Source organism: Sphingomonas sp. Ant20 (assembly GCF_000783375.1).
In the GTDB taxonomy this organism is placed as follows: Bacteria; Pseudomonadota; Alphaproteobacteria; order Sphingomonadales; family Sphingomonadaceae; genus Sphingomonas; species Sphingomonas aerolata.
Genome location: NZ_JRVI01000127.1, coordinates 1 through 13,733, shown reverse-complemented (window position 1 = coordinate 13,733; position 13,733 = coordinate 1). Strand labels below are relative to the sequence as shown.

9 protein-coding genes and 3 pseudogenes are annotated in these 13,733 nt (G+C 67.7%); 7 read left to right on the top strand and 5 right to left on the bottom strand.

Features of this window, described 5'->3' with window-relative positions; translation table 11 throughout:
* From NI18_RS14830 to NI18_RS27180, 3 genes and pseudogenes are all read left to right on the top strand, one after another.
* The coding region (locus NI18_RS14830) for a laccase domain-containing protein (protein ID WP_037530929.1) at positions 1–324 on the top strand (324 nt) is incomplete at its 5' end.
* Positions 325–427: 103 nt separating this feature from the next.
* Positions 428–1,744, top strand: a complete 1,317-nt coding sequence (locus tag NI18_RS14825; protein WP_031440517.1) for a cystathionine gamma-synthase family protein — start codon at positions 428–430, stop codon at positions 1,742–1,744.
* A gap of 209 nt (positions 1,745–1,953) precedes the next feature.
* A pseudogene (locus NI18_RS27180) lies at positions 1,954–2,470 on the top strand (phosphoribosyltransferase domain-containing protein); the annotation flags it as partial.
* 120 nt (positions 2,471–2,590) lie between these two features.
* Here the strand turns inward: NI18_RS27180 and murA are convergent.
* Positions 2,591–3,875, bottom strand: a pseudogene (gene murA / locus NI18_RS14820) (UDP-N-acetylglucosamine 1-carboxyvinyltransferase).
* A 121-nt stretch (positions 3,876–3,996) separates the two neighbouring features.
* Here murA and NI18_RS14815 point away from each other — a divergent pair.
* Positions 3,997–4,785 carry a Crp/Fnr family transcriptional regulator gene (locus tag NI18_RS14815; protein ID WP_081874263.1) on the top strand — a complete coding sequence of 263 codons (789 nt, stop codon included), beginning with the start codon at positions 3,997–3,999 and terminating at the stop codon, positions 4,783–4,785.
* Between the two features lie 54 nt (positions 4,786–4,839).
* Here the strand turns inward: NI18_RS14815 and clpS are convergent, their stop codons facing one another.
* The 3 genes from clpS to NI18_RS14800 all read right to left on the bottom strand — a co-directional run bounded on the left by clpS (position 4,840) and on the right by NI18_RS14800 (position 8,199).
* A complete protein-coding gene (gene clpS / locus NI18_RS14810) occupies positions 4,840–5,226 on the bottom strand; it encodes an ATP-dependent Clp protease adapter ClpS (RefSeq protein ID WP_037530933.1) in 387 nt (128 codons plus the stop codon).
* A 236-nt stretch (positions 5,227–5,462) separates the two neighbouring features.
* Positions 5,463–6,371 (bottom strand): TIGR01841 family phasin, encoded by a 909-nt coding sequence (phaP, locus tag NI18_RS14805; RefSeq protein WP_052149223.1) that lies wholly within the window; start codon positions 6,369–6,371, stop codon positions 5,463–5,465.
* Positions 6,372–6,504: 133 nt separating this feature from the next.
* Positions 6,505–8,199 (bottom strand): alpha/beta fold hydrolase, encoded by a 1,695-nt coding sequence (locus NI18_RS14800; protein ID WP_084215228.1) that lies wholly within the window; start codon positions 8,197–8,199, stop codon positions 6,505–6,507.
* A 454-nt stretch (positions 8,200–8,653) separates the two neighbouring features.
* Here NI18_RS14800 and NI18_RS14795 point away from each other — a divergent pair.
* A pseudogene (locus NI18_RS14795) lies at positions 8,654–9,861 on the top strand (LL-diaminopimelate aminotransferase).
* Between the two features lie 426 nt (positions 9,862–10,287).
* Positions 10,288–10,716, top strand: coding sequence for a thioesterase family protein (locus NI18_RS14790; RefSeq protein WP_031440658.1), 429 nt, complete (start codon positions 10,288–10,290; stop codon positions 10,714–10,716).
* Between the two features lie 4 nt (positions 10,717–10,720).
* On the opposite strand, the gene NI18_RS14785 is transcribed toward NI18_RS14790, so the two are convergent.
* Positions 10,721–11,122: a helix-turn-helix domain-containing protein gene (locus tag NI18_RS14785; protein ID WP_042467067.1), complete on the bottom strand. Its 402-nt coding sequence runs from the start codon at positions 11,120–11,122 to the stop codon at positions 10,721–10,723.
* Positions 11,123–11,374: 252 nt separating this feature from the next.
* On the opposite strand from NI18_RS14785, the gene NI18_RS14780 reads away from it, so the two are divergent.
* Positions 11,375–13,495 carry a bifunctional (p)ppGpp synthetase/guanosine-3',5'-bis(diphosphate) 3'-pyrophosphohydrolase gene (locus NI18_RS14780; RefSeq protein ID WP_031394869.1) on the top strand — a complete coding sequence of 707 codons (2,121 nt, stop codon included), beginning with the start codon at positions 11,375–11,377 and terminating at the stop codon, positions 13,493–13,495.
* Positions 13,496–13,733: the final 238 nt, after the last annotated feature.

Here is a 13,733-nt window from a genome sequence, read left to right as displayed (position 1 = left end):
GGCGGCGCGCGCCGCGACCGGATCGTCGCCGCGGTCGGCCCGTGCATCGCGCGCGCCAGCTACGAGGTCGACACCGGCTTCCTCCGCCGCTTCTGCGAGGCCGATCCCGAGAACGAACGCTTCTTCGCGGATGCCCGCACCGACCATTACCAGTTCGATCTCGAGGCCTATGTCGTCAACCGGCTCGCCGCCGCGGGGGTCGGCCGGGTCGAGGCGCTCGGCCGCGACACCTACACGGAAGACGATGCCTTCTTCAGCTATCGCCGCGCGACCCATCGCGGCGAACCCACTTATGGTCGCCAGATCAGTATCATCGGCCTCTGACGCCTCCCCAAACCGGCTGCGCATCGCTAGGCTCGCCGCATCGGCCCGCACCAGACGGGTCATGCAGGAGCCTAGAATGTCCGATACCCCGACCCCCACCGGCATGCCCGCCGAGACCGAAGCCGACCTCACCGGCGTCGCCGCGCGCGTCGCCCCCAAGCCCGAGGTCGAGAAGATCGGCGGCCGCAAGCTGAAACCCTCGACGCTGATGATGGGCCATGGTTATGACCCGTCGCTGTCGGAAGGGTCGCTCAAGCCCCCGATCTTCCTCACCTCGACCTTCGTCTTCCCCAATGCCGCCGCGGGCAAGCGCCATTTCGAGGGCGTCACCGGCAAGCGTCCGGGCGGTGCCGAGGGCCTCGTCTATTCGCGTTTCAACGGCCCCAACCAGGAGATCCTCGAGGATCGCCTCGGCGTCTGGGAAGAGGCGGAGGACGCGCTCGCCTTCTCGTCCGGCATGTCCGCGATCGCCACCTTGTTCCTCGCGATGGTCAAGCCCGGCGACACGATCGTCCATTCGGGGCCGCTCTACGCCGCGACCGAGACGCTGATCGGCCGCGTGCTCGGCAAGTTCGGGGTCAAGTGGCTCGACTTCCCCGCCGGCGCCACCCGCGAGGAGATCGACGCGGTGATGACCGAGGCCGCGACCGGCAATGTCGCGCTCATCTATCTCGAAAGCCCCGCCAACCCGACCAACGCGCTGGTCGATGTCGAGGCGGTCGCCGCCAGCCGCGACGCGATCTTCACGGGTGAGAAACCGCCGATCGCGATCGACAACACCTTCCTCGGACCGCTCTGGTTCCAGCCGCTCAAGCACGGCGCGGACATCGTCGTCTATTCGCTGACCAAATATGTCGGCGGCCATTCGGATCTCGTCGCGGGCGGCGTGCTCGGCACCAAGGCGCACATCAACACGATCCGGACGATGCGCAACACGATCGGCACGATCACCGACCCGAACACCGCCTGGATGCTGCTGCGCAGTCTCGAGACGCTCGAACTCCGCATGAGCCGCGCGGGCGAGAATGCCGCCAAGGTCTGCGCCTATCTGCGTCATCACCCCAAGGTCGAGCGCGTCGGCTATCTCGGCTTCCTCGCCGACGAACCCGGCGCCGAGCGTCAGGCCGACATCTATCGCCGCCACTGCACCGGCGGCGGCTCGACCTTCTCGCTCTACCTGAAAGGCGGCGAGCGCGAGAGCTTCGCCTTTCTCGACGCGCTCAAGATCGCCAAACTCGCGGTCTCGCTCGGCGGCACCGAAACGCTCGCCAGCCACCCCGCCGGCATGACGCACCTCTCGGTCCCCGACGCGCGCAAGCAGGCTTTGGGCATCACCGACAATCTGGTGCGCATCTCGATCGGCGTCGAGGATGCCGACGACCTGATCGCGGACTTCACGCAGGCGCTCGAAGCGATCTGAGCCTAACCTTGTTCTCCCGCGAAGGCGGGAGCCAGACTGGGTCCCCGCCTTCGCGGGGAAACACCCGGACCGGCGCCCCGCCTTCCCCCTTCTCCCCTTCCCGTCATCCTGACGAAAGTCAGGATCCAGAGCCCAGCAAACCCGCCCTACCCGAACCCGATCCGAACACCGGCTGGCCCCAGCGCCCCCCACCCGTTAAAGCGCAACGGATGCCGATCTTCACCCCCCATCCCGCAGGACGACTTCGTCGCCGCGATCCACACCCTCGCCGCACAGCTGCGCGCAGACGCCGACTGGACTCCCGATTTCATCATCGGCATCGGCCGCGGCGGTCTCGTCCCCCGCGGTCTTCCTCAGCCACGCGATCGGCCTCCCGACGCTCTCGGTCGACTATTCGAGCCAGGTCGAGGATTTCGCCGACCAGCCGCTCGTCAAGCTCGCCGCACGCACCCAGTCGGGCGAACGCCTGCTCTTCCTCGACGACATCAACGATTCCGGCCGCACGATCACGCATCTGCGCACCGCGCTCGCCGCCGCGGGCGCGACCCCCGGCGCGATCCGCTTCGCGACTTAATCGACAATCTCAGCTCCGCCGAACGCATCGACTACACCGCCCGCACGATCGACCGCCGCGACACCAAGGACTGGTTCGTCTTCCCCTGGGAAGCCGTCGCCCCCGCCACCACGATCGAACACGACGCCGCCGAAGTCCCCGACCGCATCGCCTGCGCGCGGCACCCGCCACCCCTTCCCGTCATCCTGACGAAAGTCAGGATCCAGAGTTACAGACGCCGCGCTTAATGGCTCTGGATCCTGACTTTCGTCAGGATGACGGCGGAAAGAGCCTCACCCGTCGCTGGCCCGCTCGATATCCGCACCGACCGCGCTGAGCTTCTCCTCGAGCCGCTCATACCCCCCGGTCGAGATGATACACCCGCCCGACCGACGTCTCGCCATCCGCCGCGAGCCCCGCCAAAATCAGGCTCATCGACGCGCGCAGGTCGGTCGCCATCACCGGCGCGCCGACCAGCTTGTCGACGCCGCGCACCACCGCGGTGCGGCCGCGCACCTGGATGTCCGCGCCCATCCGCGCCAGCTCGGGCACGTGCATGTAGCGGTTCTCGAAGATCGTCTCGGTCAGCACGCTCGCGCCGTCCGCCTTGCACAGCATCGCCATGAACTGCGCCTGCATGTCGGTCGCAAAGCCCGGATAGGGCGCGGTCGACAGCGTCAGCGGCTGGAGATGCCCGTCCGACGCGACGCGGATGCCGTCCTTGGTCGGGGTCACGCTCACCCCCGCCTCGACCAGCGCGTCGAGCGTCGCGCCCATGTCCGACGCGGTCACGCCGGTCAGCTCGAGGTCGCCGCCGGTGATCGCCGCCGCGCAGGCATAGCTGCCCGCCTCGATCCGGTCGGGCATCACCGCATAGGTCGCGCCGTGCAGCCGGTCGCGACCCTCGATCGTCAGCGTCTCGGTGCCGATCCCGTCGATCGACGCGCCCATCGCGACGAGGCAGCGGCACAGGTCGACGATCTCGGGTTCGCGCGCCGCATTCTCGATCACGCTGGTCCCGCGCGCGAGCACCGCCGCCATCACGACATTCTCGGTCGCGCCGACCGACACGATCGGGAAGCGGTAGCGCCCACCGGTCAGCCGCCCGCCGGGCGCGGTCGCCTTCACATAGCCCGCCGCCATCTCCAGCTCGGCGCCGATCGCCTCGAGCGCGCGCAGGTGCAGGTCGATCGGCCGGTTGCCGATCGCGCAGCCGCCGGGCAGCGACACCGTCGCCTCGCCGCCGCGCCCGAGCAGCGGCCCGAGCACGAGGATCGACGCACGCATTTTCCGCACGATGTCGTAGGGCGCCTCGGTCGAGGTCAGGTTGCCCGCGCGGATCGTCATCACCCGCCCGAAATCCTCGGGCCGCGTCCCCTGGATCGCGGTCGACGCGCCCAGCTGGTTGAGCAGATGCCCGAACCCGTCGACGTCGGCCAGCCGCGGCAAATTGCGCAGCGTCAGCGGCTCCTCGGTCAGCAATGCGCAGGGCATCAGCGTGAGCGCGGCGTTCTTCGCGCCGGAAATGGGCAGGCGCCCGGTCAGGCGGTTGCCGCCGCGGATGAGAATACGGTCCATCCCCGGCTGTCTATCGCCCCGCACGATCCGCGCAAGCCCGGCCGCGTGGCGGGCCTGCGTCCGCAGGCGCGCATGGCGGTCAACCAAATGCGGCTCATACCGGCCCTATTGATCGACTTTAATGCGTAAAATCGGGGGGTTTGCTCTGTGGAGCAACGACGGGGAGCCGATCACAGTGCCGCACAGCTGCTTCGCCGAACGTCTCGGCGATTACATCACCTTGACCGAGAGCGAGACGACGGCACTGACGCGCCTCGAGGAGCGCCCGCGCGACCTGCGTCGCGGCACGATCCTGTTGCGCGAGCACGACCCGATGGCCGAGCTCTTCATCCTCCAGCGCGGCATGGCGATGAGCTATGTCCTGCTCGACGACGGCAGCCGCCAGATCCTGCGCTTCCTGTTTCCCGGCGACATGCTCGCGGTCTCGGCTCTGGTCTACCGCGACTCGCCCGAGACGATCGTCGCGATGACCGACCTGACCGTCTGCCCGTTCGACCGGACGCTGATGGCGGGGCTGCTGACCGAACATCCGCGGCTCGCCGCGGTCATCATGGTGATGAACCAGATGGAAAAGGTCGCGCTGACCGACCGGCTCGCCGCGCTCGGCCGGACCTCCGCCAAGGTCCGCGTCGCCGCGCTGCTGCTCGAGATCCGCAACCGCATCCGGCTGACCGGACAGGCCGCGACCACCGATTTCGCGCTGCCGCTCACGCAGGAGGAGATCGGCGACGCGACCGGGCTGACCGCGGTCCATGTCAACCGCATGCTCCGTCAGCTCGAGGAGGACGGGCTGATCGCGCGCGGTGCTGGCCGCGTGTCGTTTACCGACGAGACCGCGCTGCTGCGCGCCGCCAATTATGTGAACCGGTTCGACGGTCTCGACCTGCGCTGGCTTCCGCCCGCGCGCTGACCGGTCTGGCCCGGCGGGGGGCCCAGCGCCCGACGCGCGCTCAAAGCCGCGCGATCAGGCCTTTTCGAGCGTGCACTGCAGCGGGTGCTGGTTCTGCTGCGCGAAATCCATCACCTGGCTGACCTTGGTCTCGGCGACCTCGTAGCTGAACGTCCCGCACACGCCGACGCCCTTCTGGTGGACGTGCAGCATCACCCGCGTCGCCGCCTCCATGTCCATGCGGAAGAAGCGCTGCAGGCACAGCACGACGAATTCCATCGGCGTATAATCGTCGTTGAGCATCAGCACGCGGTACGGCGTCGGCTGCTTGGTGCGCGACCGCGTCTTGGTCGCGATGCCGACATTGCCCCGGTCGTTGCCGCCGGAATCCCCGGTGCCGTCGGAATTCCCGTCTTCGGCACGGATGCCATCTTCAACACGGGTATAGCGTCGCTCGGTCATCGTCATCGGAACCAGTATTTTCGGTGTCAGCGCCATGACGTGAAAATATGGCACCTGATGGTCGAAGAGCAAGCCCCGCCCGCTAAAAGGGCAACCTATGAGGCCCGGCAAAAGGGCTCGGCAAAAGGGCTGGGCACAAGCGCCACGCAAAAGGGGCAGGCAAGGGATCCCCTGCCTGCCCCTCCCGTCTCGCATCCGGCCGGAGACGACGCGTAGCGCCGACCCCGGTCATCGGCTCAGTTGGCGATCTTCATCTTCTCGGTCGCGATCGCGACCCGGTTGGACAAAGGCTGCGTGATCTCGCCCGCCATCTTCATCATCATCTCGGTCGAACGCGCGCTGTCCGCGATCAGCGTGTCGAACGCGGTGCGCATGTAATCGCCCTGCAGCTTCATGAACTCGGTCGGCGACTTGGCCGCGGCGAGCGTCTTCATCGCCTCGGTCGCGCCCTCGAACGACGCCTTGGCATAGGCCGAAACCTCATGCCCCAGCGTCTCGGCGCGCTTGGCGGCGATCTTCGACGATTCGACGATCGCCTCGATATTGCCCTTGGCGAAGGCATTGGCGTCCTCGAACGCGGCCGCGCTCTTCTCCATCGCGCCCTTCGCGCGGGTCGAGAGGTCGGCGAACATTGCCTGGGTCTTTTCGATCGTGCCGGTGTCGAAATTCATCATGCCATCCTTTCCTGTACGCGCCGCTCCGACGGGAACGACGATGTCTGCTGGTGTCGAAACGGGTGTTGCAAGCGGCACCGCGACGCCGGTCACGGCGGGCGGCACCTCGTCGGTGCTCACAGGCTGCGCGTCGTCGGACGCGGCGGGCTGCGGCTCGTCAAGGCTCACGGGCTGCGCAGCGATGTCCGCCGCAGCGATCCCCGCCGCCCCCTCGACCGCGGCGACAGCCATCTCGGGCACAGGCTCGGGAGGCGCGACGGGCGCGGTTTCGGGAGCTGCGATTTCGAGGGCTTGCACGGCTGCCGGAGTAGGCTCGATGATCGGAGTCGTCTCGACAACCGGGGCCGTCTCAACCGCCGCGACCATCTCGGCCGGGGGGAGCGCGACGGGCTTGGCGACTCGCTTGGCTCGCGCCGGCGCGACGGATTTGACCGTCCCGCGATCGCCCGACTTCGAACCAGACCCCCGCATCACATCTGCCCCCGCCTTATCGTGTTGCGTCGCAATATATCACAGTTGCAATGCCCCGACAATCGTCATTGTGCAGTGCAATATATTCCCCGATTCAACGTGTTGGTTAACGGGCGCTCGAGGCGGCCTGTGCTCACCGCATCCGCACATAGTCTCCCGGCGACTCGCCAAGCGCGGGCAGCGCCCCTTCGCCAGGGATCCGCGCCCCCGTCGCCGCGACCGTTTCGTCCCCCACCGCGCGCAGCCACGCGACCCAGTCGGGCCACCAGCTCCCCTTGGTCTCGACCGCCGCGGCGACGAACGCGTCGAGGCTCGCCGGCGTTTCGGTGCTGGCCGGATCCAGCGTCCAATATTGATATTTCCCCGCGGCGGGCGGGTTGACCACGCCCGCGATATGCCCCGACCCCGCCAGCACGAAGCGGACCGGCCCCGACAGCGCGGTCGTCAGCTTCCACACGCTCGCCGCCGGTGCGATATGATCCTCGCGCCCCGCCTGGACATAGGCGGGCGTCGTCACGCAACTGAGGTCGACCGGCGTGCCGTCCACCACCATCGCCCCCGGCTCGACCAGCAAATTGTCGCGGTACAGGTCGGTCAGATAGGCCTTGTGCCATTTCGCCGGCAGATTGGTCGTATCGCCATTCCAGTGGAGCAGGTCGAACGGCACATAGTCCTTGCCGAGCAGATAGTTGTTGGTGACGTAGTTCCAGATCAGGTCGCGCCCGCGCAGCAGGTTGAACGTCGCCGCCATGTAGCGCCCGTCGAGAAACCCCTCGGGCGACAGCGTGCCGAGCAGCGCGATCTGCTCGTCGTCGATGAAATGCGCGAGCTCGCCCGCATCCGCGAAATCGACCTGCGCCGTAAAGAACGTCGCGCTCGCGACGCGGTCCGCCTGCCCCCGCGCGCTCAGCACCGCCAGCGTCGCGGCCAGCGTCGTCCCCGCCACGCAATAGCCGATCGTATGCACCGCGGGCACCTCGAGCAGGCTCCGCACCGTCTCGATCGCCTCGATCTGCGCGGCGACATAATCGTCCCAGATCACGTCCTTCATGCTCGCATCCGCGGACTTCCACGACACCATGAAGACGCTCAGGCCCTGCTCGACCGCCCAGCGGATGAAGCTCTTCTCGGGGTTCAGGTCGAGGATGTAGAAGCGGTTGATCCACGGCGGAAAGATCACCAGCGGGGTCGCCTGCACCCGCTCGGTGGTCGGCGCATAGTGGATCAGCTCGTAGAGCGGCGTGCGCAGCACGACCTTGCCCGGCGTCATCGCCAGGTTGCGGCCTAGCTCGAAACTGCCCTGCGCGGTGTGGCTGAGCTGCCCGCGGCCGATGTCCGCCATCATGTTCTGCAGCCCCTGCAACAGGTTGGCGCCGCGCGTCTCGATCGTCTTCTCGATCACCTCGGGATTGGTCAGCGCGAAATTGGTCGGGCTCATCGCGTCGACGAAGCCGCGCGTCGCAAAGCGCAGCTGCTCCTTCTGCCGCGGCTCCAGCCCCTCGACCGCGTCGACGCTGCGCAGCATCTGGTCGCCGATCGTCTGGTAGCTCTGCCGGATCAGGTCGAACACGGGCTCGCGCCACTGCGCCGCCTTGAATCGCTTGTCGGTCGCGGGCCCGGGCTCGGGCTGCGGCGCCGCGCCGCCCCCCGCGGGCACCAGCATCTGCTGCCACAGCGCAAAGCCGTCCCGCCAGAAATCGCGCACCCGCGAAAGCGTCGCCGGATCGTTGAACCCCGGCACCACCATCGCCTCCGGCACCGTCGCGTCGAGCGGCGCGGTGATCGCATCGAGCCCCTGCGCCATCATCATCTGCTGCGCCCGCCCCATCACCCAGGTCCAGTGCTGCAGCTCGGCCAGCGTCGGTGCGGCAATCCCCCGGCGTCTCGGACATGGGCAACCTCTCCTTTTGCCCAAGCCTAACCCACTCCCCCACCCGACGAAAGCACCGAGCAACCCTCCCGCCCTCTTCCATCATCCCCGCGAAGGCGGGGATCCAGACTGGCAAACTCCGCGTCTCATCGGCAAACGCATAGACGATGGATCCCCGCCTCCGCGGGGATGACAAAGGGCGGGCACGCCCCCACCCCCATCCGTCATCCTGACGAAAGTCAGGACCCAGAGCCAAGCAGCGCACACGCCCGCCACCCTGGGTCCCGGGTCGAGCCCGGGATGACGAAGAAGGGCAGGCACCCCCCACCTTTCCCGCCAGAACCGAAACGCGGTGGATGACGCCCCCCGCGGCATACGGTACAGCACCCCTTCCTCCAGCTCGGGGCCGATCATGTCCGACGATTTCTACCGCATCAAACGCCTGCCACCCTATGTCATCGCCGAAGTGAACGCGATGCGGGCAGCGGCGCGGGCGGGCGGCGAGGACATCATCGATCTCGGCATGGGCAATCCCGACCTGCCGCCCCCCGAGCACGTCATCGCCAAGCTCGTCGAGGTCGCCAGCAAGCCCGGCGCGCACGGCTATTCGCAGTCGCGCGGCATTCCCGGTCTCCGCAAGGCGCAGGCCAATTACTATGGCCGCCGCTTCGGCGTCGACGTCGATCCCGAGACCGAGGTCGTCGTGACGATGGGCTCGAAGGAAGGGCTCGCCAGCCTCGCCACCGCGATCACCGCGCCCGGCGACGTCGTGCTCGCGCCCAACCCCTCCTATCCGATCCACACCTTCGGCTTCATCATCGCCGGCGCGACGATCCGCGCGGTGCCGACCACCCCCGACGACGCCTATTTCGAGAGCCTCGAGCGCGCGATGGCGTTCACCGTGCCGCGCCCGTCGATCCTCGTCGTCAACTATCCGTCCAACCCGACCGCGGAGGCGGTCGACCTCGCCTTCTACGAACGGCTCGTCGCCTGGGCGAAGGAGAACAAGGTCTGGATCATCTCCGACCTCGCCTATTCCGAGCTCTATTATGACGGCAATCCGACCCCCTCGATCCTCCAGGTCAAGGGCGCCAAGGACATCGCGATCGAGTTCACCTCGCTCAGCAAGACCTATTCGATGGCGGGCTGGCGGATCGGCTTCGCGGTCGGCAACAAGACGCTGATCGCGGCGATGGCCCGGGTGAAGAGCTATCTCGACTACGGCGCCTTCACCCCGATCCAGGCCGCCGCCTGCGCCGCGCTGAACGGCCCGCAGGACATCGTCGCGCGCAACCGCGAGCTCTATCACAAGCGCCGGGACGTGCTCGTCGAAAGCTTCGGCCGCGCCGGCTGGGACATCCCCTCGCCGCGCGCTCGATGTTCGCCTGGGCGCCCTTGCCGCCCGCGCTCGCGCATCTCGGCAGCCTCGAATTCACCAAGCAGCTCCTCACCCACGCGCATGTCGCGGTCGCGCCCGGCGTCGGCTATGGCGAAAATGGCGAGGGCTATGTCCGCATCGCGATGGTCGAAAACGAACAACGCCTCCGCCAGGCCGCGCGCAACGTGAAACGCTACCTCCAGAGCATGGGCGTCAACACCCCCGCCCAGGGCGCCGGCTGACCCGTCGCCGACCCCCGTCATCCTGACGAACGTCAGGACCCAGAGCCAAGCAGCACCCCGCCCGCGGCTCTGGTCCCGGATTAAGTCCAGGATGAGGCGGGAAGAGCAGCACCCCCACCCCAAACCGTCATCCCCGCGCAGGCGGGGATCCAGACTGGCGGACGCCCGCGAGTCCAGCCGCACCCGCATAGACTATGGATCCCCGCCTCCGCGGGGATGACGGAGCGGGTGGCCATGCCCCCGCCCGCCCCGGCTGACGGTTTGGACGAACATCCACCCCGTCATCCTGACGAAAGTCAGGATCCAGAGCCAAGTAGCGCCCCGCCCGCGGCTCTGGATCCTGGATCAAGTCCAGGATGACGAAGGAGGAAGCCGCGCCCCCCGAAAGGTTGACGCCACCCCCCGCCCCAGCCATCCCCCCAAGCCATGACCCGCCCCGGCTTCGCCTTCTCCACCACCCTGCGCGTCCGCTACGCCGAGATCGACGGGCAGAAGATCGTCTTCAACTCGCGCTATCTCGAATATGCCGATGTCGCGATCACCGACTTCTGGGACTGGAGCGGGATCGCCGCCGCGGTGCCCGGCTGGGACGACACCGAATTCAACGTCCGCCGCACCGAGATCGACTATCTCGCGCCCTTCCGCCTCGGCGACACGATCGCGGCGCATGTCCGGATCGAGCGGGTCGGCACGTCGAGCCTCACCAAGCGGATCGAGCTGACGCATGCCGAAACCGGCGCGCTCCACACGGTGATCATGATGGTCAGCGTCCATGTCGATCTCGCGACCGGCCGCCCCGCACCCCTGCCGCCCGCGATCCGCGACCATATCGCGCGGCTCGCCACCCCCGCCTGACCGCTCAGTCCGTCGCGCCGATCTCCCCCGGCAGCGCCCAGATCAGCTCGCCCCGGCCCAGCACGCGGCCGTCATGCGCGCGCACCGCGACCTGTTCGATCGGCTGCCGGTCGCGCGCATCGACCAGGATCGGGAAGGCCGGGATCCGCGTCTCCCACCGCTCGCCCCATTGCCGGAGCGCGATCATCGTCGGCAGCAGCGCGAAACCCTTCTCGGTCAGGCCATAGGCGATCTTGCGGCGATCCTCGGGCAAGGGCCGCCGCGCGAGGATCCCGTGCTCGACCAGCCGCGCGAGCCGGTTCGCCAGGATGTTGCGCGCGATGCCGAGCTCGGCCTGGAATTCCTCGAAATGATGCAGCCCGTTGAACGCCGCGCGCAGGATCAGGAACGACCAGCGCTCCCCCATCGCCTCGAGTGCCGCCGGCAGGCTGCATTCGCGCAGCGGCTCGCGCAAAATCCCCCGCGAAATTCCCCGCGAAGTTCCCCGCGAAATTCCCCGCCGAAATCCCCCCCCGAAATTCCCATCGTCCCGGCTCCCCCCCGACCCCCGGTCTAGCCTATAGCATTCCGCCGCGCGATGCGCTCATCGAGTGCGTCTATCACGGTGACCGGACGCTTTTGGTTGCAAAGCAATACGCTGCGGCCCCATCTATGTCGGGTGTTGCGCCAATATGAACTCGTCGATCGAGTCCTCGATTACGATCCCGATGCCGACGAGGCCCTGCTGAACCGCGCCTATGTGTTTTCGATGCAGGCGCACGGGTCGCAGAAGCGTGCGAGCGGCGATCCCTATTTCAGCCATCCGATCGAGGTGGCGGGCATCCTCACCGATCTGCATCTCGATGACGAGACGATCGCCACCGCGATCCTCCACGACACGATCGAGGATACCGTCGCCACGCCCGAGGAGATCACGCGGCTGTTCGGCCCGTCGGTCGCGCGGCTGGTCGACGGCGTCACCAAGCTCAGCAAGATCGAGGCGCAGACCGAGAACGAGCGCGCCGCCGAGAACCTGCGCAAGTTCCTGCTCGCCATGTCCGACGACATCCGCGTGCTGCTGGTGAAGCTCGCCGACCGGCTGCACAACATGCGCACGCTGCATCACATCGCCAAGCCCGAGAAGCGCCGTCGCATCGCCAAGGAGACGATGGACATCTACGCGCCGCTCGCCGAGCGGATCGGCATGTACGAGTTCATGCGCGAGATGCAGACGCTCGCCTTCGAACAGATCGAACCCGAAGCTTCCGAATCGATCAACCGCCGGCTCGAACAGCTGAAGGACGGCGACGGCAACCGCATCGCCAAGATCGCATCGGGGCTCAAACTCGTGCTGTCGCGCGCCGGCATCGAGGCGGAGGTCGCGGGGCGCGAGAAGCATCCCTATTCGATCTTCCGCAAGATGTCCGAACGGCACATCAATTTCGAACAATTGTCCGACGTGATGGCGTTCCGCGCGATCGTCCCGACCGAGGCGGACTGCTACGCCGCGCTCGGCATCATCCACCAGCGCTGGCCGATGGTGCCCGGCCGGTTCAAGGATTACATCTCGACGCCCAAGCGCAACGGCTATCGCTCGCTCCACACCAGCGTGATCCATGCCGACAATGCGCGTATCGAGATCCAGATCCGGACCGAGGCGATGCACGCCCAGGCCGAATTCGGCCTCGCCGCGCACTGGGCCTACAAGCAGAAGAGCGGCGGCCAGACGATCGGCGGCGGCGAGCATCAGGTCAGCTGGATCCGCGACCTGGTCGAGATCCTCGACACCGCCGAAAGCCCCGAGGAGCTGCTCGAACACACGCGGATGGCGATGTACGCCGACCGCATCTTCGCCTTCACCCCCAAGGGCGAGCTGATCCAGCTGCCCAAGGGCGCGACGCCGATCGACTTCGCCTATGCGGTCCACACCGATCTCGGCGACCAGGCGGTCGGCGCGAAGATCGACGGCCGCGTCGTGCCGCTCTCGACCGTGATCGAAAACGGCAACCAGGTGCAGATCCTGCGTTCGAAGGGCCAGTCGCCGCAACCGCACTGGCTCAACGTCGCGACCACCGGCAAGGCGCTCGCCGCGATCCGCCGCCATCTGCGCCACAAGGAGCGCGTCGAGCAGGAGGCGCTCGGCCGCACGCTGTTCGACGACATCGCCTCGCGCCTCCCAGCCCCGATCGGCCCCGACGCGACCGAGCCCGCACTCAAGCGGCTCAAATTCGCCGACGAGGGCGCGCTGATGGTCGCAATCGCGCGCCGCACCGTGTCCGACGAACAGGTGATGGAGGCGCTGATGCCGGGCTCGACCGGCGCCGATCTCGGCCATGCGGTCGCCCCGCAGTCGAGCGCGATCTCGATCAAGGGGCTGACCCCGGGCGTCGCCTATGACCTCGCTACCTGCTGCCACCCCGTGCCCGGCGACCGCATCGTCGGGCTGCGCCGTCCCGATGCGGGGATCGAGGTCCACGCGATCGACTGCCGCGTGCTCGCCGAACTCGCCGAGCGGACCGAGAACGAGACCGACTGGGTCGACGTCGCCTGGGGCGAAAAGACCGAAGGCGCGGTCGCGCGCATCTCGGTGATGGTCAAGAACGAGCCCGGCTCGCTCGGCGTGGTCGCGTCGATCATCGGCACGCACATGGCCAACATCATCAACCTCCGCCTCGACACGCGCGACACGAGCTTCCACACCAACGAGATCGACGTCGAGGTCCACGACATCCAGCAACTCATGCGCCTCATGGCCGGCCTCCGCGCCGCCGACGCCGTCAACACCGTCGAACGCGTGTAGCGGGCAGCAGCCCACCACCGCCCGCGCCGTCCCCGGCCCCCGTCCCCGCCATCCCGCTTTCCATCGCCCCCCCGTTTCGTCCTCCGTCCCATCCTCCCCCCTTTCCGTCATCCCGACGAAAAGTCGGGACCCAGAGCCAAGCAGCACCACCACCCGCAACCCTGGGTCCCGGGTCAAGCCCGGGATGACGGAAGGGGAGCCCACACCCCTCCCCCGTCATCCCCGCGCAGGCGGGGAT

Excerpts from the sequence above, each read along its gene's own strand:
- clpS (WP_037530933.1), bottom strand. The coding sequence starts at position 5,226 with ATGACCGAGCGACGCTATACCCGTGTTGAAGATGGCATCCGTGCCGAA.
- NI18_RS14815 (WP_081874263.1), top strand. The coding sequence starts at position 3,997 with ATGCGTAAAATCGGGGGGTTTGCTCTGTGGAGCAACGACGGGGAGCCG.
- NI18_RS14800 (WP_084215228.1), bottom strand. The coding sequence starts at position 8,199 with ATGGGGCGGGCGCAGCAGATGATGATGGCGCAGGGGCTCGATGCGATC.
- NI18_RS14790 (WP_031440658.1), top strand. The coding sequence starts at position 10,288 with ATGACCCGCCCCGGCTTCGCCTTCTCCACCACCCTGCGCGTCCGCTAC.
- phaP (WP_052149223.1), bottom strand. The coding sequence starts at position 6,371 with ATGCGGGGGTCTGGTTCGAAGTCGGGCGATCGCGGGACGGTCAAATCC.
- NI18_RS14785 (WP_042467067.1), bottom strand. The coding sequence starts at position 11,122 with ATGGGGGAGCGCTGGTCGTTCCTGATCCTGCGCGCGGCGTTCAACGGG.
- NI18_RS14825 (WP_031440517.1), top strand. The coding sequence starts at position 428 with ATGCCCGCCGAGACCGAAGCCGACCTCACCGGCGTCGCCGCGCGCGTC.